Source organism: Mucilaginibacter antarcticus (assembly GCF_042686155.1).
Classification (GTDB): Bacteria; Bacteroidota; Bacteroidia; order Sphingobacteriales; family Sphingobacteriaceae; genus Mucilaginibacter; species Mucilaginibacter antarcticus.
The window spans coordinates 43,455-66,627 of sequence record NZ_JBHUON010000021.1; the positions used below are offsets into that span (position 1 = coordinate 43,455).

Sequence of the window (23,173 nt, forward strand, 5' to 3'; positions counted from 1 at the left end):
TATTGTGTTTTTTATCCGTTTTTAATCATTTTATAACTAAAAAGTCAAATAAGTAGCTAAGCGAAGATGTCAACTCGTCATTTTTAAATCACATCCGTGTTTTTTGTAGTTAAACCGGGTAAAGAGGGCTATGTAGGCGCCATTTTTTTAAAAAAACCTTACTTTTCTATAAGATAGATTGCCACAGTGGATTAGCCAAATCTTTCATTAAAAGATTTTTTTGAAAAATAATTTGCGAATTAATAATTTTTAATACTTTTGTCTACTATCTCTATAGACTTTATGTATTTATCAAAAACACAACCAACTTCACTTAATCTTAAACACATGGATCACCAACGTTGCTGCTGCTGCTAGTCGCAATAAATTAACACTAAATGCAAGTAGTTAGCCATTCAATTTCAAATTAACATACAAACAACAAATGAAATCCAATTCTTACTCGATAAAATTTTTACTCTTAACCTTTTTATCATTATCGTCGGCAATAGCATATGCCCAGCAAAGCGCCCTTACAGGTATAATTAAAAACTCAAAAGGCGCCCCGGTGCCACAAGCCAGCATTGTAATTCGCGGCACCAACATCGGAGCAAGCGCTAACGAAAATGGCGAGTTTACCCTTAAAACAGATCAGCAACCACCGTTTTACTTACGTGTCAGCTCGGTAGGTTTTAAACCTCAGGATTTCCAGGTGCTAAAATTTCAAGATACTCCTTTAGAGCTAGAATTGGTTGACGACGCCTTGTTAGGCGAGATCGTGGTAACATCCCGTCGCCGTAAAGAGGTTTTGCAGGATGTACCCATCGCTATCTCTGTAGTGGGCGGTTCGCAGGTTGATCAAACCGGCGCTTTTAATGTTAACCGTGTTAAAGAGCTTATTCCGTCTTTACAGCTATACACCTCAAACCCACGTAACACGGGTATTAATATCCGTGGTATTGGGTCACCATTTGGTTTAACTAACGATGGTTTAGATCCCGGTGTAGGTTTTTACGTTGACGGTGTCTATTACGCCCGCCCCGCGGCCGCAACTTTAGACTTTGTAGACATTGAGAGCCTTGAGGTTTTACGTGGCCCGCAAGGAACATTATTTGGTAAAAATACTGCGGCAGGTGCCATTAACATAACCACCCGTAAGCCAACCTTTACGCCGGGTTTAGCTTTTGAGAGCAGCTTTGGTAATTTTGGCTACATTCAGGCTAAAGCTTCTATAACAGGCCCTTTAACCAGTAAATTAGCGGCGCGCTTATCCTTCTCTGGTACACAGCGCGATGGTTTGATTGAAAACGTTAGAACTGGCCGTGCTACCAATGACGTTAACAACATTGGCGTACGTGGTCAGTTGTTATACAAGCCAATTGAAGACGTCGCTATTACTTTAGCCGGGGATTACTCTAATCAGAAACCTGATGGCTATGCACAGGTTGTTGCAGGTGTAGCGCCTACTAAACGTGCGGCTTACCGCCAGTTTAACGCTATCATTGCTGACTTAGGTTATGCGCTACCAAGCTTAAACGCCTTTGATCGTAAAATAGATCATGATACGCCCTGGAGATCAGGTAATCAACTAGGTGGCGTGTCGTTAAACGCTGATATCAAATTAGGCCCGGGTACTTTAACTTCAACTACAGCTTACAGATACTGGAACTGGGATCCATCAAACGACCGTGACTTTACTGGTTTACCGGTATTGCAAAAATCGCAGAACCCGGCTAAACACAAAAACTGGTCGCAAGAGCTACGTTACGCTGGTACTTTTACAGATAAATTAAGTGGTGTTGCAGGTTTATTCTACCTGGATCAGGAAGTTACCATTACCGGTACAGAAGAATCTGGCGCTGCACAAGCGAGGTTTTCAAAAAATTCAACAGGTAATAACCCTAATACCCCCGGCACCACCAATGACCAGTTATGGGCAACACCAGGTTTGTTAGAAGGTTACGGAATTTATACTAACGCGTCTATCAAATCAAAAAGTGCCGCGGCATTTGCCAGCGTTGATTATGAGTTAGTAAAAGGTTTACACTTTATACCGGGCGCTCGTATCAACTACGATAAAAAAGACGTGTTTTATGACCGTGCTGCCCGTGGTGGTTTAGATGTTGCCAACAGCGCTTACAGCGCTGCGGTAAAAACCGAACTACAGAAAATTAAAAATGGCGTATACAGCAGCCAGGCCTATACGACTAATGTTGACGAAAAAAACTTTACTTTCTCTTTAACTGCGGCTTACAGACCAAGCTCAAAATTTAACGGTTTTGCAACTTACTCAACCAGCTACAAGCCCGTAGGTGTTAACGTAGCAGGTTTGCCATCGCCAGAGGCTGGTAAAACGATTTTAGATTACGCGGTTATTAAGCCCGAAAAAACCCGGCATTATGAAATTGGTTTTAAAAGCACGCCGCTAACCAACCTTACTTTTAACCTTACTTATCATAACTCTGATATCGATAACTTCCAAACCAACGTGCAATCTCCGGACTTAACAGTGAACCGTGGTTACATAGCTAACGCTGATGAAGTAAACGTTAAAGGTTTAGAGTTAGACGCAAGCTACAGACTTGATCAGCACTTCTCGTTTTACGCTGCCGGTGCTTATACCGATGCTAAATATGTGAAGTTTACCAATGCGCCACTTCCGTTAGAGGAAACAGGTTTAACACCCGCATTTAAAGACGTATCAGGCAGCCTATTGCCGGGTATATCGAAATGGGCGGGGTCATTAGGTGGCGAGTATGCTATTGACGCCAAGTTTGTTAACAATCCTACATCAAAATTCTTTGTAGCTGCTGATGGTTCATTCCGCTCGTCGTTTTCTTCAAGCGCGTCACCATCGGCTTATTTGAACATTGCCGGCTACGGTTTGCTTAATGCACGTTTAGGTTTTAAAGCAGTACATGGTTTCGGCGCCTACCTCTGGAGCCGCAACTTGCTTAACCAAAACTATTTTGAGCAATTGCTACCTGCGGGTGGTAACGCGGGCCATTACGCAGGTGTATTGGGCGACCAACGCACCTATGGCATAACCTTACGATACTCTTTGTAGAAAAATCTTCTTTAGGTTTAAATAGGAGGCGGGTTCAGCTTAATTGCTGACCCGCTTTTTTTTGGATATAAAATTAAATGTTCTCTTTAATCCTCGCTAACCTGTCCGGTTCGCACATCGCCTTTGGGCTGATAGGTAGCCATAATAATACCTGTAGCAGATATCAGCGAGTCTGTCAGCTGCCACTCGTAGGCTTGGCTGCCGGCTTCAAAAAGGCGCTTGCCGCCGCCCAATATTATTGGGTAGGTAAAGGTATGCAGTTTGTCTACCAGGTTGGCTGCAAGCAAAGCTTGCACCAGCTTACCACTGCCCATGATTAGCAGATCCACCCCATTCTGTGCCTTTAGATTTTTTATTTCGGTAATTATGTCGCCGGTTATTAAAACCGAGTTCTCCCAGGATAGTTCAACCTGCGAGCCGGAAACTACGTATTTGGTAACCTTATTAAACTGTTCGGCAATGGTGCCCTGCTGGTTAGGCCAATATGATGCCCAGATATTAAATGTGAAATGCCCCAGTAAAAGGTCGTATGGCGGTGCCATTATTTTGCCCAATTGCTGATTCATCTGCTCGTCGCCGAGCGGGGCTATCCAACCGCCGTATGCAAAATTGCCTGTAGTATCTTCCTGCGGACCGCCGGGCCCCTGCATAACACCATCCATACTTAAAAATTCTGATACGATGATCTTTCTCATAGTCTGATTGTTTATGTTGATGTAAAGGTAGCTGGTACAATCGCCACTGGTGAGGTGTGATTAGGACATTGTAGGGGTGGATTGGGACGTGCTTGGATAGTAAAACAAAGAAGGCGAACCAAGTTATCCTCGATTCGCCTTCAATAAGATTTTAGAGGCTACCTAATCAGCTGCATTTCTTAACATCACAGCGCCAACAGTTACGTTAGTGCGGCTGTCAATGATGATGGCGCCGCCGTTAGCTTTGTTTTCCTGGTAATGGTCAAACGCCAGCGGATCAGCGGTCTTTATAATGATACGGCCTATGTCGTTTAATTTAAAGTCTTCGGCTTGCTCTTGTTCAAGGGTATTGATGTTCACCTTGTAAAGCATTTCCTGAATCTTACAACGCGTTACCTTGCTGTTATGTTGAATAAAGTAGGTGTGTGTTGTGTCCAACGTGCGGGTGTCCATCCAGCATAGGTCGGCCTCTATTAGCTGCGATACCTGCGGTTGAAAGTTGCTGTTCACCAATATATCTCCACGGCTAATGTCGATCTCATCCGCTAAATGCATAGTGATTGACATACCAGCTGAAGCTATTTCGGGCTCTTTATCAAACATCTCTATCTTGCTGATAGTTGATGTAAAGCCCGACGGTAATACCGTTACTTTATCATTAACCTTGAACGATCCGCTTGAAACACGACCAGCATAGCCACGATAGTCGTGAAGCTCGTCCGTCTGCGGTCGTACTACCCACTGTACGGGGAAACGGGCATGCTCAGTGCTGTCGTCAATGTCCACGTCAACAGTTTCCAGGAAATGCAGTAAGCTTTCGCCGGTATACCATGGCATATTGGTTGAGTTATTTACAATGTTATCGCCTTTAAGCGCGCTTACCGGTATGTAGTGTACATTTTTTAAACCTACCTTTTGGGCTAAAGCTTTGTAGTCGGTTACAATTTTGTTGTATACCTCTTCACCATAGTCAACCATGTCCATTTTGTTAATGGCCAATACCACTTGCTGTATACCTAATAACGATACCAGGAAGGAGTGACGTATGGTTTGCTCAATAACACCTTTACGCGCATCAACCAAAATAATAGCCAGATTAGCGTTAGACGCGCCGGTAACCATGTTACGGGTATATTGAATATGCCCCGGGGTGTCGGCTATAATGAACTTGCGTTTCTCTGTCTGAAAGTATTTGTAAGCAACATCGATAGTAATACCTTGCTCGCGCTCGGCTTTAAGGCCGTCGGTTAAAATAGCAAGGTCAATAGTACCGTCATCGTTTTTACGATTTGATGCCTGCAGTGCCTCTAATTGATCAAGCAGGATAGAGTCGCTATCATATAACAAGCGGCCGATAAGCGTACTTTTGCCATCGTCAACACTACCTGCGGTTAAAAATTTTAAAATATCCATAATTATAATTTCGGATTTCGGGTTTGAGTTTTCGGACTTAGGTCCTTAGTCAATCATCGAAATTTAGAAGTAACCACCTTTTTTTCTATCTTCCATTGCAGCCTCTGATACCTTGTCGTCCATACGGGCGCCGCGCTCGCTGATCTTTGACTGGCTGATCTCGTCGATGATGTCATCAATCAAAAACGCCTCAGACGCTACCGCCGCGGTACAGGTCATATCGCCCACGGTACGAAAACGTACGGTACGGCGGGTAATGACATCCTCTTGATCCATGTTCAAAACAGGGGAGGCGGCCATCAGCTGACCATTACGTATAATGGTATCGCGCTCATGCGCAAAGTATATACTTGGCAGTTCTATTTGTTCTCTGCGGATGTAGTTCCAAACGTCAAGCTCGGTCCAGTTACTGATAGGGAAAACGCGTACGTTCTCGCCTTTGTGAATCTTGCCGTTATAAATGTTCCAAAGCTCGGGGCGCTGGCGTTTTGGGTCCCATTGCCCAAACTCGTCGCGTACTGAAAAAATACGTTCTTTGGCCCGGGCTTTCTCCTCATCACGACGGGCACCGCCAATGCAGGCGTCAAACTTATGCTCGGCAATGGTGTCTAACAAAGTGACGGTTTGCAGGGAATTGCGGCTGGCGTTTTTACCTTTCTGCTCAACTACCTTACCCTGGTCGATAGAATCCTGGACGTTACCCACGATGAGTTTCTCGCCAAGGCGTTTAACCATATCGTCACGGTATTGAATGGTTTCCTGAAAATTGTGGCCGGTATCAATGTGTACCAGCGGGAAAGGAAATTTACCCGGACGGAAAGCCTTCTCGGCTAAACGCACCAGGGTGATCGAATCTTTTCCTCCCGAAAATAAAAGCGCGGGGCGCTCAAACTGGCCGGCTACCTCACGCAGAATGTGTATGGCTTCTGCTTCAAGCTCGTCTAAGTAGTCCAGTTGGTTGTGTTTACTCATGTTTGTGTGAAACGGTATTATTGCGTGGTAGAATAGCTATTTATTAGCGATTGCAAAACAAGCAATAATTCCTTAATTATTTGTTATCAATTATTAGCTCATGCAAGCCGCACTCTTTTTTTGATTGGTCTTCCCACCACCAGCGGCCCGCTCTAAAGTCTTCACCTTCGCGTATCGCCCTGGTACATGGCTGGCACCCAATGCTGGGGAAACCACGGTCATGCAGGGTGTTGTAGGGTACATTATGTTGTTTAATGTAAGCTTTTACGTCCTCTAAACTCCAGCTAAAAATAGGGTGGAACTTAGTTAGATTATGGCCTTCGTCCCATTCTACGTTATGCATATCCTGGCGATTTACAGATTGTTCTGCACGGATACCGGTAATCCATATCTGGTTGCCTGCTAAAGCACGGTTTAATGGCTCAAGCTTGCGGATGCCACAACACTCCTTACGGTTATCAACCGACTCGTAAAAGCTGCTTGGGCCTTTTTCGTTCAGCATTTTCTCTAAAGGCTCATGCTGAGGGTAGTAGGCATAAATGGTTTTGCTGTACATCTCCATGGTACGGTTCCAAACGTAATAGGTCTCGGGGAATATACGTCCGGTCTCTAACGTAAAAACTTTAATAGGGATGTTGTTAGCAAATATCATGTGGGAAATTACCTGATCTTCCCAGCCAAAGCTGGTGGAAAAAACGATCTCGCCCGGAAATATTTCGGCTAACTTCTTTAAAGCTTCTACAGGTTCAAGCCCTGTAGTTAACTGAGTTATATTTTCTTCTGATGAATTCATTATTATTATATCACTTTACTTACAAAGGCAACGATGCTTTTTAAGCTTACCAATATCACAATTATACCTACGGCAACCATGATGAGCTTAACCGATATACGGTTAGATATCCTTGCCGCTATAGGGGCTGCCAATGCGCTGCCTATAATTAAACCTGCAATAGCGCTCCATGGGGCACCATTAAGCATAGTTAAAAATACCAGCGAGCCTATCATGGCAATAAAAAAGCGGGTTAGCTTAACCGTACCTAAAGAAAAACGTGGATGCCGACCACCGGCAATTAATGACGACAATACAATTGAACCCCAACCGCCACCGCCTACAGCATCAATAAAACCGCCGCCCAAGCCTAATAATGAAATGCGCTTTATTTTATCGGCTGATTTCTTTTTAGCTGTTTTAAATGCTTTGGATAATATTACGCCGCCCAATGTAAGCGTATAGATTGACACCAAAGGCTTGGTGTACATGGCATAATGCTCCAACGACGATATTAAACCGGCGCCTACCGCAGCGCCAAGTATACCTGGTAAAATGAGCAGCTTAAATAATTTCCAGTTTACATTACCCATACGATAGTGCATCCAGCCGGCAATACCATTGCTCATGATCTCTGACAAATGCACGGCCATACTAGCTGATGCGGGAGAAATGCCCATAGATATTGAAAAAGCCGTTGAAGTAACGCCATATGACATGCCTATCGCTCCGTCTACCATCGCAAACAAAAAGCCTGCGCCTAAAAAGTAATAAAAGGATTGGTCTATCTGTTGCGCATAGGCTCTAAACTCGGGTTCGTTAAACCATAAAGCGGTTATAGCTATACCTAGTCCAAATATAATAAACAGCCATATCAGCCAGCGAAGGTTTTTACGCTCGATTTTAGGTTCAACTAATACTGATGTTATCTCATTTAAATGTTTAACCTTGGCTGCAAAGTCGCCTGATAGGGTGTTGCGCAGGCCTGCCATTTGTTGCAGGGTAATATCAATTTCATCAGGGATGTTTTCATCCAAAACCTCCCGTAGCCTCTTAGCTATGGTGGGCGATTTACCGTTGGTAGATATTCCTATTTTTAGGTCGCCTTTTTTTACGATGGAACCTAGATAGAAGTCGCATAAATCAGGCTTATCTGCTACGTTGATCAATAGCTTACGCTGATGCGCTGATTCGCGGATGTAAGCGTTAAGAGCAGAGTCGTCCGTAGCGGCAATAACTAAGTCGACGCCATCCAGGTCGCTATCAACAAAACTTTTTTGGATGACATTGATGGTAGGATAGGCGACGGCCAAAGCACTAACCTCGTGAATAACCGCTGCTGAAATAACCGTAACACGCGCCGTATTGCAGTTGTGCATAATGGCAGTAAGCTTTTCAAGCCCGACTTTGCCTGCTCCAATAACCACGGTATGGAGTTTGTTCAGCTTCAAAAAAACGGGGAAAAGTTGATTGCCGCCGGCGTTTTCATTCCGAACGGAATTTAAATCGCTATCAGCAGTGTCAACCAATCCTTTAGACGCTAAACTCATGACTGTAAAATCGCTTCTCTTTTTGCTTTTACGCTTGCTAAAAATCCTGTGGCTAATTCTTTATAACGGGTTGCAAACGCTTCTGACGGTTCGTGCTGGTTAAGCTGAGTTACCAGGTCGTTAAAGCTGCTGCCTAATTCAAACTCGTGGGTGTCAATATACTGTGCGTCGAACTCACGTATTATACCTATCTGTGTGCTGCTGTTAATGCCCTTATCTAACAACAAAGCTTTCGCAGAGTTAATAAATACGTTATATGAGTGGTAAATAGCATCTGCCCATGCGCCATTGGCGAATGATTCATTTGCCCACTCCATTTTTTCGTCAGACTCATATAGTAACGTAGCTACCAAATCAATTACCACACCCGCACACTCGCCAACGCCAATAGCTTTTTCATAGCTTTCTACATGGCCCCAGTCTACATAATCTTCGTCCGTAAGGGTAGTCAGATCAGCCAGTGGTTTTAACATCTGGTAAAAATAATCTTTACCCTGCCGGTCATAGTAATCATTAAAAAGCTCGTTCTCATTAGAGTTTGCTTTATAATCGTCTAACAAATCTCTTAAAACCTGTGTAGCGCGTTTTGACGGGATCTTGATTACCCTGTCGCCTGCGCGTCCTACACCATTGCCAACAACACCACCGCCTAACATTACCTGCATTGACGGTAATACTTTAGCACCGGCTTTTAATGAGCTTCCGTGGAAACCAATGTGTGCCATACTGTGCTGTCCGCACGAGTTCATGCAACCGCTGATCTTTATGGTGATGTCACGGTTGTAAATCAGGTCTTCATATTCGTTGTAGATCAGGTCTTCCAACACGCGCGCAAAGGTCATACTGTTTGATATGCCCAGGTTACAGGTATCAGTACCAGGGCAGGTGGTAACGTCGGCAACGCTGTCAAACCCGGGTGCCGCTAAGCCTAACTCTGCTAAACCGTTGTAAAGGGTTATTAAAGCTTCTTTACGGATATATTTTAATAACAAACCTTGATTTTGCGTAGCGCGAATTTCGTCGCCGGCTAAAGGTTGCAATAGCGCTACCAGCTTCCGCGCCTGATCGGTCGGAATATCACCCGTTAATACTTTAATATATACACCAAAAAATCCTGTTTGCTTTTGCTCAAATACATTGGTAGCTAACCATTGCTCATAACCTAGTGGGTTAGTGATACTAACATCACCAAAATCAATTGGTAGGGGCAATACAGGTACTTCTACGGCCTCGATATTTATTTTATAGGTTTTAACTTTATTAGCAGTACGCTCAACTTGCATCAGGCGCAACACTTCGTCTAAACCTAATTTTTGAATAACATACTTTAAACGCGCTTTATTACGATTTGCACGCTCGCCATAGCGATCAAACACACGAATGGTTGATTCGATATATGGTATAAGTCGATCTTCGGGCAAAAACTCCTCAACAATATGCGCCAATATAGGCTGCGCACCGAGACCGCCACCTAACATCACTTTAAAACCACGTTCGCCTGATGCGTTGATCTTGGGTATAAAACCTAAATCATGCGCGAATGAAAAAGCGGTATCCTCATCACTTGCAGAAAAAGCGATTTTGAACTTGCGCGGCATATCCTGGTTTACAGGATTACGCAGCAGATATTCAAATGCGCCATGCGCATAAGGTGAAACATCAAATGGTTCTTTCGGATCTATGCCCGCAGTAGGAGAGGCGGTGATATTACGCACGGTATTACCGCAGGCCTCGCGCAGGGTAACATCATCTTGCTCTAATTCCGCCCATAGTTCGGGCGTGCGATCCAAGCTCACATAATGTATCTGTATATCCTGGCGGGTGGTAAGGTGCAGGTTGCGGCTTGCGTACTTGTCAGACACATCGGCAATGCGCAATAACTGCTTAAAGGTCATTTTACCAAAAGGTAACTTAATACGTATCATTTGCACACCTGGCTGGCGCTGACCGTAAATACCTCTTGCTAAACGTAAACTTCTAAATTTCTCGTCATGTATCTTTCCTTCACGAAACTCCCTTATCTTTTTCTCAAGATCAATAATATCCTTCTCAACAATAGGGTTTTCAAGCTCTGTTCTGAAGCTTTGCATAATAATATTTTAGTTAAATAGATGCCATTGCAATATAAAGAAGTGCGTTAGCAAGCCAAAGATATATATAGTATATGGAAATGGTAGAATATTGTTAAAAAAAGATAAATTTTAACAATTAAATGAACATTCTGTATTAAATATTGATAAGCTTGTTTTCGCGGGCAATAATATCGGCTATGCTGGTTTCTGATAAGATCTTTAGTGTCGCATCGCGTACATCAACAAATACATCGCGTATCCCGCAGGTGGTTTCCTGGTGGCATTCATCGCACTTATGATAAAAATTTAAACTCGCGCAAGGCAGCATAGCCACAGGCCCGTCTGTAATACGCATTATACTTACCAAATAAATGTCTTTTGGGTCTTTATTTAAAGCGTAGCCACCGCCAGCCCCCTTCTTACTGTATAAAAAACCGGCGTTGCGCATATCTAACAAGATTTGCTCCAGGAACTTTTTAGGGATCCGTTCTATTTCTGCAATTTTTGATATCTGCATGGGTGGTTGATCGGCATGTTTACCTAAAATCACCAATGCTTTAATAGCATACTTCGTTTTTTTCGACAGCATTTTTTGGGGTTGATAACTAACAAATATAAGTAAAGAATTGTAATCCAATTAAAAATACCTGTTAGGTATACATTATTTTACAATTTTGTCAGAGTGCCCCAAATCTTTATCCGGGCTAACTAAATCACGCACCAATTGTTTAAGCTCTTTTATTTCAGGGAAACGTTCTTGGCGCTTCCGATCAAATAACAAGTTGCCATCTATGCTGATAGAGTATCTGCCCGCTATTTCGCTGGGTTGAAGGGTGACGCCAAAAAGGTCATCTTCAAAAGTGGTCAATAACTCTTGCGCCATATAAGCGGCACGCAGGAGCCATTTACATTTAGGGCAGTATTCTATAATTATGGTAGGTTTCATATCTGGGCTTATTAAGCGATTATAAAACGTTGGTCTGTATGAGTAGAAATCAAATGCAACTCGTCACCGACAGAAATTTTTCCTGATCCATTATGAATAAGGTTTTGACCGAAATAGATCTTATTATCTCGTCTGCGATATCTGGCAAGGGTTTTAGTAGGCTCCTTAGCGCTGGTGGAATCATTCTGGTTAATAGTGATCATGTTACATCGTGCGCATAGTTTGGCGCCGTTAAAGTTTATGTTGTTAATAGTAAAGCTATCTATTGTATCTTCACAATATGGCGCGGCTCCGCTGAAGACTATATTAGGCCGAAAGCGATCGATCTGTACTGCATTATCAAGCCGGGTATTTAAATCGTCCAGCGATGATTGACCGATTAACAAAAATGGAAAAGCGTCTGAAAATGAGGTAATATCGTTGTGTTTTGCATACTTCTCCTCAACCAGCCGCTGCGAATCATCGGGCATATAAACTAACCGTACACTAATGCCTAGTGCCTTGGTAAACCAGGCGTTAATTTCATCGCGCATTAGAACAGAAACGCAACTATCGTCCCAGATTGTAACCTGTATAAAACCCTTACTTCTAGTAGTTAATGGAATGTTAATTGAAGTATTTGTAACATTATTAGTTACCACCAAATAGCTATCATTTATGGCGGTTTTTAGTAAGGCCATTTGAGAACATTCACGCTGCGAAATAAAGCGGTTGTTGTCATCGATTAGCATCCAACGACGGTCATATTGCAGACCACGATCGGTAACCATCGCTTCATTAAGCCTAATGCCCCCCATTGATTTAATAGGATAAATATATAGTTCAGTTATCTGTAACATCTCAAAAGTCTACAGCACGCAATTTACTTAATTGATTAAGTAGTTTTACATTTTGAGGAAATAACTGCCCAAGTGCCTCGAGGTGATAACTGTAATATATTATTATCAATAATATAAGTAGAAACCCAACAAATTAGGTTAAAAGGCCGTTTTAACAACATATGATACATTTTAGCGCTACACGACGTTCAAAACAGGTCGTTTATATTTTACTTGATAAATTAGAGCATAATTATTGCTTGTGATCCTAATGATCTAAGGTTATTTAAAATCCCAATTTTAATATTGCTGTTATAAACAATGCTTCTGCCTCAAAGCGACTGAAAAATTGTTAATTAAATAAGTGGTTGTTAATAACTACTCAACACGGCGTACCAAAGTAATCGTTAATTTCGAAACAACTATTTAAAGGCGAGAAATGATAATATCTGACTTAAAGAAAGTGCTTTTTATTGCGGTGATATTATTAAATGCGTCATGCTCGGTTTACAAGCAGGTGCCTTATTTTCAAGATCTTGACCATAAAAGGATAACGCAGGAGGCGGTAGATAACTACTCGCCCTTGAAGATACAAGCGGGCGATCTTTTAGGTCTTAATGTTGCCAGCGCGAGCCCGGTTAATGAGTTTGCGCCATCAAATGCCCGTGTTACCGGTAATATTGAAACCGGTGGTAGTAATAAAGCCAATGTGCCAATGGGGCAAGAAAATTCAAATAATAACCCTGTATTTGGTTATCGGGTTAACTCGAGCGGTGAAATTACTGTACCTTATGTTGGTAAAGTGAAGGCAGCTGGTATAAGCACTGATGAGTTTGCCGAAAAATTGAAACCGTTGCTTACTCCTTACCTTAAAGACCCTATCCCCAGCGTACGCATACTAAACTTTAAAATATCCGTTGTGGGCGATGTATTAAGGCCTGATGTTTTTAACATACAAAACGAGCGTATAACTATTTTAGAAGCCCTTGGCCTGGCGGGCGATTTAAACATTACTGCTAAACGTAAAAACGTAATACTGATTAGAGAATACGAGGGCAAACGCGAATATTTACCTGTGGATCTGACGTCAAAAAAGATCTTCTCTTCTCCTTATTATTATTTGCAAAACAATGATGTAATTTATGTTGAGCCAGACCGCACAAAGTATGCGCCTGTTGACCGAGGGTACCGTACCCTCACGACCTTATTGGCTGCCATATCAGCAGCGGGCGTTTTGGTGACAGCCTATTTCTTATACTATAACAGCGACAGCCAATAGCTATTTATGTGCGCACAGAAAGTAAACACACAAACAAGCAAACGTCCTCAGGTTGTAGCTGACGACGATTTTGACCTGCGTGAAATTATTATTAAATACATTTATTACTGGCCCGTATTTTTGTTGTTTACAATGTTAACAATGATAGGGGCTTACGCTTTCCATTTAGTATCAAAGCCAACTTATGAAATAAAAGCAACCTTATTATTACAAGAGGAAAAGGCTAGTAATGACATCCAATCTTCATTACAGGAAATGGGCATTGCCGGTGCTCAAAAAAAGGTTGAAAACGACAGGGAGATATTGCAATCGCGTCGACTGATAGAAATGGTTATCAATGACCTTAAGCTTTGGGCATCTTACAAGGTTGAAGTTAATCATCTGACTGAGAATCTTTATAAAGATGAAAGCCCGGTAGAGTTTATTTTGCTGCATAGAAACCCCAATGTTAAGCCTAGCCAAAAAGTAACTATTACAATTGAAAATAGTACCAACTTTACGCTCAAAACTTCTGATCCTGAAAACTCGAACCCGGAGTATAGCTTTTCATCGCCAATTTCTACAACCCTTGGTACTTGGCAACTGGCGCCTACTGCCAGCCTTAATAGATTTATCGGAAAAACTATTGTTATCAACATTGATGACCCCAAATCTGTGGTTGATGTTTATCAGCAAAACTTAATAGTCGAGTTAAAAGATAAATTGGAATCGTCGGCAGTTGATATCACTCTAAAAGATCAGATACCCCAACGCGGCCAAGACTTTATAAATTATTTGATAACCCTATACAATAAAAACGAAGTGCTGGAGAAAAACCGAAAAACCAAGAGCACACTTGATTTTATTGATCAGCGCCTTGATTCGTTAGCCATTGAGCTCAATTCTGCAGAAAAGTCAGTGGAGGATTACAGGCGTACCCACGGGTTAACTGATGTTACGCTGCAATCGCAATCGTATATTCAAAGTGCGCAGGCAAATGAAGGGCGGCTGAATGAGGTAAATATTCAACTGAAGGTGATCAACGACGTTGAGGCTTACATAAACGCACCCAATGTCAGTGACAAAACAGTACCCACCACACTTAACATAGGCGATCAAAACCTTGTTGCTTTGGTGCAAAGTTATACTGATCAACAGCGCGAACGTGCCAGGATGTTAGCCACTACTCCGGAAATGAACCCGGCATTTGAGCCTATTAACAGGCAAATAGCTTCTACCCGGGCAGCAATAAAAGAGAATGTAAATAACATTAAATCGTCTTTACAAGTTACCCGTAAAGAACTTTTGACCGTTGGTTCAAGGTTCAGATCGTCTATCGAAAGCCTGCCGGGCGAAGACCGTGAATTGACCGCCTTAAGACGGATACAAGCCAGTAAAGAGTCTTTATATAACGTATTACTACAAAAACGTGAGGAGACAGCATTGAGCTACGCATCAACTTTGAGCAGCGCGCGTTTGGTAGATATGGCTTATGTGCTACCGCTTAAAGCTACTAAAGCTTTAATCCCGTTTATAGCGGCTATGATTTTAGGTTTACTAATCCCAGCCGGTATTATTTATCTTAGAGATACCATTAAAAATCATGTAACTAGCCGTCGTACGATAGAGAAACTGTTACCTACGGCAATCTCGGGCGAAATTGAGGAAGCTCGGTTACGATCGCAGATTGTTACAGATGACATAAACGAAAAAATGAATTTTACCTTGGTAGAGCAATTTAGGAGCCTGCGCACCCAGCTGTATTATTTGCATGATACCGAAAGTAAGGGTCGTGTCACGCTGATGGCATCCAGCGTAGCAGGCGAGGGGAAAAGCTTTATTACTTCCAATTTGGGTGTAGCATTGGCAACATCAGGTAAAAAAACGATCATTTTAGAGCTCAATATATATAGGCCGGTAATGTGCGATATATTTAACCTACCTACCACGCACCCGGGCATGAGTCATTATTTAACCTGGGAGTCATTAAAAGAAGATGTAATTCAAAATTCAGTGACTTACCGCAACCTTGATATTATAGCCAGCGGGCAGTTCATTCCTAATTTCTCTGAACTACTTGACAGAAAGCGTATAGAAATATTGTTAGACTGGCTGCGGTTGCACTATGATCATATATTGATAGATACCTCTCCGCTACAGGTTATAGGAGATGCTAACATTGTTTCAAGGCTTTGTGATATCACGCTGTATGTTGTCAGAAAAAATTTTACATCCAAGAAACAACTACCGTTCATTAATAACCTGTATGCCGAGCAGCAATTGCCAAGCATGAGTATAGTTTTTAATGGCGTAGATAGCGTTAAGGATAACTATAAAGATTATTTTCCAACCAGGTCATCTCAATAACCGATGGCGACAAATATCATACAGAAAGTGACGAGTTACATTAAATCCCTAACGGGTGGAGGCGATAAGGCCCGAACAAGTAAGGTGAATTTTAACATTGGTATATCATTTATACTGCGGGCCATTAGCGTGGTGTCTGCCTTTGCTACCATTTCATACTCTATAAAGCTATTGGATACCGATAAATACGGAATATGGCTTGCAATTTCCTCGACCGTTGGATGGATAAGTATTCTGGACATTGGCCTGGCCAATGGTTTGCGAAATAAGGTTGCAGAGTATTTGGCTGTTGCAGACTATAAAAGCGCAAAAATTGATGTGTCATCTGCCTATGCCATTATGTTGCTAATTATGGTACCTGTAATGCTGATTTTTTGTGTCGTGGCTCCCTTTATCAATTGGAATGGTGTTTTCAATACAAAACTAAACGAACGCGAATTATTACTGACGTTAATAGTGGTGTTTATCGGCCTCGGTCTGCAATTTATTTTGAAATCCATTAATTCGGTATTACAAGGTGATCAAAAGGTTTATAAGGCCAACGAGATCGCTTTGATTTGTAACGTTTCACCGCTTATTCCCATCATATTTGGTGCTCAGTATTTAAAGGGCTCCATTTTGTTTTTGGCAATGGCTCAAACCTTGCTGCCCGTTTTGGTAATGCTAGTTTATTCAGTGGTATTGTACACGCGCAATTACCGACAAATAAGCCCGTCTTTAAAAAGCGTCGACTTGAAAAAAAGCCGGTCATTGTTTAGTTTGAGCTTTGCCTTTTTTATTGTTCAGATTGCCAGAGTGTTTTTAATATCAACTACAGAAATTATCATCACACGCGAGTTTGGCGGTCACGATGTGACCACCTATAACCTGTTATTTAAGTATTACTCGGTAACTAATATTGTTATCAATATTATTATGGGTACTTACTGGAACGCCTTTACCAATGCGTTTACGCTTAATGATTTTAATTGGATACGTGCCAGCATAAAAAAGCTCGAAAAAATATCTCTGATATTTTTTGGTGTAATTGTAATGCAGGTTTTGCTCATAAAACCCGTATTTCATTTATGGGTTGGCGACGCGGTGATAGTTCCCATGGCTTTAAGTTTATGTATGGCCGCATCATATAGCATTAGCTTGTTTACCGATTTGTATGTTATTGTGCTTAATGGAACAGGTAAGGTTAAAATGCAATCCATTGTAACCATAATTACGGCCTTACTGCATATCCCGGTGGTATTAATTATGATACGTTATTTTGGCTGGGGTGTAAATAGCATTGTTTATGCCACTATACTTTGGGTAATTATACAGGGCTTTATGTGGAAACGCGAGATAGAAATAATTTTACGTAGTGGCGAACTAAAGGCGGCCAATGCTGCAAGCACTGCCTGACCCCTGAAATACCGGTATGTTGTATTTTGCCACGTTTGTATTTATGTTACTTACCGCACGCGGAACGTTTGTTTCGTTTTATAACATAAATTGGTTTTTAATAGACTTTCTTTTTATCTGGATAGGCCTTGAGCAAAGCCGGTTTACCAAACGCGATGTTCGATTTGGTGTAAGTTTCGCTGTTATATGGATTAGCTACTGTACGTTACGCTCCATATTTTTTACCAATTTACCTTCCCGATACTATGTTAGTGACATAGTCTACTTGTTTAAATATGTTTTGCCCAGCTTTTTGTTTTGCGCCCTCTTGAAAGAGCAGGCAACCTATTACCTGTCAAAGGTTATCATCGACCTTACCAAAATATCTATATTTTTCTACTGCTTCCAGCTAGTTGCCGGGCCGGCTTTATATTCCATCGGCACCGCTATAAACTTGCCCCCAGACGTGCCGGCTTATCATTACACTAATTTTTTGGTGTTTACATATGTTACAGAACACGCGCATCAAAATTCGGGGTTCTCCTGGGAGCCGGGGGCCTTTGGGTTCTTTTTGATTGTTGGTTTAATGTTACACCTGTTTAGAAACGGTTTCAAGATGGATAGCGGCACCAAATGGTTGATAGCAGGCGTTTTAACAACCTTATCAACTACTACCTATGTGGCCTTTGCCGTTGTAATGCTAATGCATTACCGGGCTAATGGTGTTAAAATAAGCACACTTGCCATATTTGCAGTGCCCGCTGCGGCCGTCGCGGTATTTAAATTACCGTTTTTGTTAGATAAGGTTGTCGAGATCTATCATCACGATATGCGAGATTTGCAAAATATAGCAACCCTCTCTGCATATTATGAAAAGGTGGGACAACAGATGCCCTTCAATCGGTTTTCGAGTGCGTTATTCATCTACAATCAATATCATGAAAAATTGATATTAGGGGTCTCTAATATATTTATCGAATCTGTCCCGTATCTTAGAAATGCCAATACGTCTAGCGGTATATTTGAATATTTTGCCAAATTTGGTATAGCTGCTTTTGTATTTTTGTTTACACGGATGTGCCAGTTCTTCAAAAAATTTGGCGCGACGGGCGAACAGTTGTTCTATTGTGTATTATTAGTAATGATTCTCGGGTTTTCTGAATCCATATTTATTTTACCCATGATGACAAACTTTTATTTTCTATATTTTTACGCTAAGCCTGATGAAGACTTGGATGAGGAAGAATTAGATGAGGGTGAATATGCCGAACAATCCCCCGTTTTACAATCATAATTATACAGATCATAAAATGACAACAAAGGTTTTAAAAATAGCCGCATTAGCTTGCTCTTACAACAGGATAGAGAAAACGAAGGTGTTTTTAAAAAGTTTAACTACACAAAACATCCCGGATGGTTACAGCCTTGATATCCATTTGCTGGATGATCAATCTCCGGATGGTACCGCTACCTTTGTGCGCGAAAATTATCCTAATGTTGATTTGATTGAGGGCTCGGGCTCATTATTTTGGGCTGGTGGCATGCATATGTTATGGGATCGGGTGCAGCAACAAGCTGATTACGATTTTTATCTGCTGTTAAATGATGACGTTAAATTGTTTGACAATGCTATAGCTCGTCTGATTGAAGCGTATCGAAAAGCGGAACATAACGGAAATATTTTATTGGGCAGTGTTAAAAGCCTGGATCTGAAAAAAATAACCTACGGGGGCCGAGTATTGTTAAACGGCTATAATGGCGACTCGGTGATGCTGGAGCCAGACGACAATGAATTACTTGAATGCCACTTAGGCAATGCCAATATTTTATTGGTGGACAAGCTTACTGTGGACCGCATAGGGATTTTATCCAACCGGTACACCCACAGTTTTGCTGATTATGATTATACGTTACGTGCGATTAGAAAAGGCAGCAAGGTTTGGATAGCGCCTGGCTATTATGGTTCTTGCGATTATGACCACGGCCGCCCTTGGATGTCGTCGGACAGACCATTGAAAGACCGTATAGCCTACATGAAAAGTCCGAAGGGCCTGGAATCTGACAGTTATCTTAAATACATCAAAGAGTTTTTTCCATTAAATTACCCTTCAGCATTTGCCAAATTATGGCTAAAAACACTGTTTCCGTTTGTTTACGACAGATTTAAGAAATAAGCCATGAAAGTTTTGATACTCCATAACGATTTGCGCGTGTATTGGAAAGGCCGGATTAAGTATTTAAGACAATTTTTGGCCCAACATGGCATAACCTTATATGCCATAGAGCTTTTTGGTAAGGGGTCGCCCTACAGTTTTGATCCATTAGATAGTGACAATTGCCTTTTCCCGGATAAAAAGTATACCGATTTAACTAGAGCCGAAATTACTAATACCCTTTTTGGAAAACTTGATGAGATCAATCCTGATGTAATTATCGGTGGTTCCATAGTTTTCTATTCGGGAGCATTGGGACTGCGCTGGTGCAAGCAACAGGGTAAGAAGTTCATCATGTTTGATGATGGTAAGCCGTCAAATATCAAGCGAAACGCCTTTGTCCAATTTATAAAAGACGCCATAACAACACAGTCAGACGCACTGTGGCTACCGTCAAAGGATTATGATGCTGAGTATGATGGCGTTTTTAAGGATCCGTTGTTTTTTCATGGTTATAACACCATCGACAATCAGCTATTCAAAATAGATGGCGATAAAACATTTGATCATAAAAGCTTAATCTGCGTAGCCAGGTTTGTAGAGATAAAAAACTTAGAGAACTTACTGCGCGCGTGGCAAGTTATCGAGCAACAAAACGATACGTATAAATTATCACTTATTGGTTCTGGGCCGCTGCATGACAAACTGGTTAACCTAACTACTGAACTTGGTCTGAAACGAGTGGATTTTTTAGGAATCATACCCAATGGTGATATACCGGCCTACTTATTTAACGCCGACGCATTTGTATTAGCTAGTTTTGCTGAGAGCTGGGGCCTTGTTGTAAACGAAGCTATGGCAGCCGGACTGCCCTTGTTGTTAAGTAATAAGATCAATGCTTCTGTAGCGTTATTGACGGAGGGTGAGAACGGTTTCGTATTTAGCCCGGATGATGTTGAGAATATTGCATCGCAGATAATGAAATTTATCAATCTTGATCAATCTGCAAAAAAAGCAATGTCTAAAAGATCTCTTGAAATCATTAACGCTATGAATTACGAGAATATGGGCGTCGAATTGCTGGCTGTTTTAAACAAGATGGCTACTCAAAAATCTAAAAAAGCCACTTTCCCGGGATCGTTATTTTTGAGATATTGGAGCGGTAGTTATAATACCGCTGGCTGGAATAAATAGTTAAAGAAATTTTTAATTACGTGTAACTTAACGCACTAATTAACAGTATAAAGCCTATACCTTAATTAATTTAATGAAAATTTATCCTCTTTGGCACTGCGTAGTAATATTGTTCTTTTTCTCGTGCAATAAGAAATGTCTTATAGCCCCGGATACAGAGCAAATTGTGACCGCTAAAACCGCACAGCCGCTGTTCGATTCAACCGAGCCCGAAATTCACATCAATTTAACTGATACTATAGTGCCTGCTAACGCGATAAGTGTTAAAACCTTTGGTACCGTTGGAAACGGTGTCACTGATGACAGCAACGCCCTGCAAAAGGCACTTAATTCAGGAAACACCCTTGTATTTCCTGCCGGAACATATATCATTAATAAAACCCTTAACGTTAAAGCAAATACCAAAATTTACGGTGCGGTTGGCGCAGTCATAAAAACCGGGACTAATATGAAAGGCACGCTGCTTACCTTAGGCAGATACTTCTATCTTAAAGACGCTAACGATTGCGTTATAAATAATATCAAATTTAGGCAGTCTACCCAATCTTTTAAATTTGCTAAATGGAGTAGTGCTTGCATTTATTTAGAAAATAGCCCGAACGGAAGATTTACCTATAATTTTTTTGATTTTAATCTTCCATATAGTAATACAGGCTTTGTAGCAATATGGGCTGGTGGCAGCGGAACACGCAATACTTTGATTAAAGGCAATCGGTTGATATCTGCCGGTATTGAGTATGCCGAGAACGGAGCAAGTGGCACCACAGTTGAAGCTAATTACATTTCGAATGCGCCTGCAGATGGATTAGTTGCACACGGCAATACGCCGGAATATTGTACAGGCAACCTAGTTACCAATAACGTCATCGAAAATTCGGGTTACATGGGCATCGAAGATTGGGGGAACATTGATGGTACCATAATCCGCAATAATACTATCAAGGGTACTGGTAAAAATGATGCAAATCACGATGCCATTGGGATATCTGCAGTGGGTGTAAACACGCAAGTTACTAATAACTCCATCACCGATGCGGTGTTTTATTATATTGAAGTAGCAGGAAGCCACAATCTTTTGGTAGAAAATAATGTCATTTACGACAATAAAAAACAGGCAATGGGTATTATCATCAACTTTACCGGTACAATGCCTGCTGTTTCTATCCTAAAAGGTACAATTATCAAAAACAACACAATCAACAACTGTTTTAAAGGTGTCGCTGTTGAAGGCGATTTTTCGCCTAATGTCGAGATCGTTTCAAACACTGTAAATAATCCGCTATTTGAAGGCATAAACGTCGACACGGCTTGCCCTTCTAATTTCACTATCACTATAAAAGATAATAACATACAGTTTACAACGCCTAATGAACGCGAGCGTAAGGGCATGCAGTTATACTCAAATTTGGCGCATGGAGCTGGAGATCAAAATATTAGCTTAATAAACAACACCCTCACATATGCCGAAGCAGCTACTGGTGGGCCCGGCCTCGAGTTTGGTATTGAAGTGGGTATAGATAACACCATACTAAATGGTAATAAAATAACAGGCAACAATATTAAAGGGTCCCAATTGCCGCTTAAAGCAATAACATCTAATTACGCTCCAACCCAAAATGTATCGTTTATTAATAACACCGTTACCGGTGCTGTCACAGAGCTGGCGCTATTTACAATAAAGACCCAAACAGGAAATAACTTTTAGTAAAACGGTTAAACTTTAAACGCTCCATCATGAGTAGTCATATTATTTATCGTTAACTATGCTCATACCCAAAAACATAATTGTTAATGCAGATGATATAGGATTAAGCCAGTCAGTTAATCGGGCCATCCTATACTCTTACCAACAAGGCTATATTAACAGTACGTCGCTATTAACCAATATGGATGATTTTGACGACGCCGTTAAGATTATCCGTAAACACCCGGAAATTATCAATATTGGTGTGCACGGTAATTTTGCTGAAGGTAAACCCCTTACCGATTTTGCCGCACAACAATTTCTTACAGCCGATGGCAGTTGGAATGTAACCAAAACCGCCAAGCTACTCCAATTGCTTGACACCCGAAGCAAAGCTGCTTTTAAAAATGAGTTGAATGCTCAGATCGAAAAAGCGCTGGCTGTAAATGTTAACATCTCGCATTTAGATTCGCATTTGCATCTGCATACTTTGCCGGCGTTTTATGCCTTGTACATTGAAGCCGCGAAAAAATATGATTTGAAGCTGCGCCTGGCTCAGACCTATAGCGAGGGGAGTTATATAAAGTTTGCTTACCGTAAATACATCAATAACAAGATAAAATCGGCAGGCATTGCGCACTCGGTATTCTTTGAAACAGTTGATAAATTTTTAGGAAACCCTGATCGACAAATGGACAGGCCGGTTGAAATAATGGTGCATCCGGACTTTAACGACGACGGTAAATTGATTGACCATGTAGACAGTACCTCTATGAGTAAATGGATGACTTTTGTAAAAGGAAAATAATGGTTTGTCGGAAAATGTTCCTACAATTAATGATCGTTATTACCTCCCAAT

The 23,173-nt window shown here is 41.4% G+C and carries 18 protein-coding genes; 9 read left to right on the forward strand and 9 right to left on the reverse strand.

Annotation, left to right across the window (positions count from 1 at the left end):
- The first annotated feature begins 424 nt into the window (after positions 1 to 424).
- Positions 425 to 3,046, forward strand: coding sequence for a TonB-dependent receptor (locus tag ACFSYC_RS15580; protein WP_377129476.1), 2,622 nt, complete (start codon positions 425 to 427; stop codon positions 3,044 to 3,046).
- 86 nt (positions 3,047 to 3,132) lie between these two features.
- Here ACFSYC_RS15580 and ACFSYC_RS15585 read toward each other — a convergent pair whose 3' ends face one another.
- The 9 genes from ACFSYC_RS15585 to ACFSYC_RS15625 form a co-directional block, all read right to left on the reverse strand.
- Complete coding sequence (locus ACFSYC_RS15585) at positions 3,133 to 3,741, reverse strand: dihydrofolate reductase family protein (RefSeq protein ID WP_377129478.1); 609 nt, start codon at positions 3,739 to 3,741, stop codon at positions 3,133 to 3,135.
- 162 nt (positions 3,742 to 3,903) lie between these two features.
- Positions 3,904 to 5,154, reverse strand: coding sequence for a sulfate adenylyltransferase subunit 1 (locus ACFSYC_RS15590; protein WP_377129480.1), 1,251 nt, complete (start codon positions 5,152 to 5,154; stop codon positions 3,904 to 3,906).
- Positions 5,155 to 5,217: 63 nt separating this feature from the next.
- On the reverse strand, positions 5,218 to 6,126 hold the full coding sequence (gene cysD / locus ACFSYC_RS15595; RefSeq protein ID WP_377129482.1) for a sulfate adenylyltransferase subunit CysD: 909 nt from the start codon (positions 6,124 to 6,126) through the stop codon (positions 5,218 to 5,220).
- A 76-nt stretch (positions 6,127 to 6,202) separates the two neighbouring features.
- Positions 6,203 to 6,919, reverse strand: coding sequence for a phosphoadenylyl-sulfate reductase (locus tag ACFSYC_RS15600; protein ID WP_377129484.1), 717 nt, complete (start codon positions 6,917 to 6,919; stop codon positions 6,203 to 6,205).
- A 5-nt stretch (positions 6,920 to 6,924) separates the two neighbouring features.
- Positions 6,925 to 8,448: a TSUP family transporter gene (locus ACFSYC_RS15605; protein WP_377129486.1), complete on the reverse strand. Its 1,524-nt coding sequence runs from the start codon at positions 8,446 to 8,448 to the stop codon at positions 6,925 to 6,927.
- Positions 8,445 to 10,538: a nitrite reductase gene (locus ACFSYC_RS15610; RefSeq protein WP_377129488.1), complete on the reverse strand. Its 2,094-nt coding sequence runs from the start codon at positions 10,536 to 10,538 to the stop codon at positions 8,445 to 8,447. The genes ACFSYC_RS15605 and ACFSYC_RS15610 overlap by 4 nt, the downstream gene beginning before the upstream one ends.
- Before the next feature lie 136 nt (positions 10,539 to 10,674).
- The gene (locus ACFSYC_RS15615) at positions 10,675 to 11,109 is read right to left on the reverse strand and encodes an RrF2 family transcriptional regulator (protein ID WP_377129490.1); all 435 of its coding nucleotides are present in this window, start codon (positions 11,107 to 11,109) and stop codon (positions 10,675 to 10,677) included.
- Between the two features lie 72 nt (positions 11,110 to 11,181).
- Positions 11,182 to 11,466, reverse strand: coding sequence for a SelT/SelW/SelH family protein (locus tag ACFSYC_RS15620; RefSeq protein ID WP_377129492.1), 285 nt, complete (start codon positions 11,464 to 11,466; stop codon positions 11,182 to 11,184).
- A gap of 11 nt (positions 11,467 to 11,477) precedes the next feature.
- Positions 11,478 to 12,305, reverse strand: a complete 828-nt coding sequence (locus tag ACFSYC_RS15625; protein WP_377129494.1) for an MOSC domain-containing protein — start codon at positions 12,303 to 12,305, stop codon at positions 11,478 to 11,480.
- Positions 12,306 to 12,723: 418 nt separating this feature from the next.
- Between ACFSYC_RS15625 and ACFSYC_RS15630 the strand changes: the two genes are divergently transcribed.
- The 8 genes from ACFSYC_RS15630 to ACFSYC_RS15665 all read left to right on the forward strand — a co-directional run bounded on the left by ACFSYC_RS15630 (position 12,724) and on the right by ACFSYC_RS15665 (position 23,122).
- Positions 12,724 to 13,563 carry a polysaccharide biosynthesis/export family protein gene (locus ACFSYC_RS15630; RefSeq protein ID WP_377129495.1) on the forward strand — a complete coding sequence of 280 codons (840 nt, stop codon included), beginning with the start codon at positions 12,724 to 12,726 and terminating at the stop codon, positions 13,561 to 13,563.
- Positions 13,564 to 13,569: 6 nt separating this feature from the next.
- Positions 13,570 to 15,909 carry a GumC family protein gene (locus ACFSYC_RS15635; protein WP_377129496.1) on the forward strand — a complete coding sequence of 780 codons (2,340 nt, stop codon included), beginning with the start codon at positions 13,570 to 13,572 and terminating at the stop codon, positions 15,907 to 15,909.
- A 3-nt stretch (positions 15,910 to 15,912) separates the two neighbouring features.
- Entirely contained in the window at positions 15,913 to 17,304 is a 1,392-nt protein-coding gene (locus ACFSYC_RS15640; RefSeq protein WP_377129497.1) for a lipopolysaccharide biosynthesis protein, read from the forward strand.
- Between the two features lie 307 nt (positions 17,305 to 17,611).
- Positions 17,612 to 18,577, forward strand: a complete 966-nt coding sequence (locus ACFSYC_RS15645) for a hypothetical protein (protein WP_377129499.1) — start codon at positions 17,612 to 17,614, stop codon at positions 18,575 to 18,577.
- Between the two features lie 16 nt (positions 18,578 to 18,593).
- On the forward strand, positions 18,594 to 19,457 hold the full coding sequence (locus ACFSYC_RS15650; RefSeq protein WP_377129500.1) for a glycosyltransferase family 2 protein: 864 nt from the start codon (positions 18,594 to 18,596) through the stop codon (positions 19,455 to 19,457).
- A gap of 3 nt (positions 19,458 to 19,460) precedes the next feature.
- A complete protein-coding gene (locus ACFSYC_RS15655; protein ID WP_377129502.1) occupies positions 19,461 to 20,630 on the forward strand; it encodes a glycosyltransferase family 4 protein in 1,170 nt (389 codons plus the stop codon).
- A 73-nt stretch (positions 20,631 to 20,703) separates the two neighbouring features.
- Positions 20,704 to 22,335, forward strand: coding sequence for a right-handed parallel beta-helix repeat-containing protein (locus ACFSYC_RS15660; RefSeq protein WP_377129504.1), 1,632 nt, complete (start codon positions 20,704 to 20,706; stop codon positions 22,333 to 22,335).
- 58 nt (positions 22,336 to 22,393) lie between these two features.
- A complete protein-coding gene (locus ACFSYC_RS15665) occupies positions 22,394 to 23,122 on the forward strand; it encodes a carbohydrate deacetylase (protein WP_377129506.1) in 729 nt (242 codons plus the stop codon).
- The last annotated feature ends 51 nt before the right edge of the window (positions 23,123 to 23,173 follow it).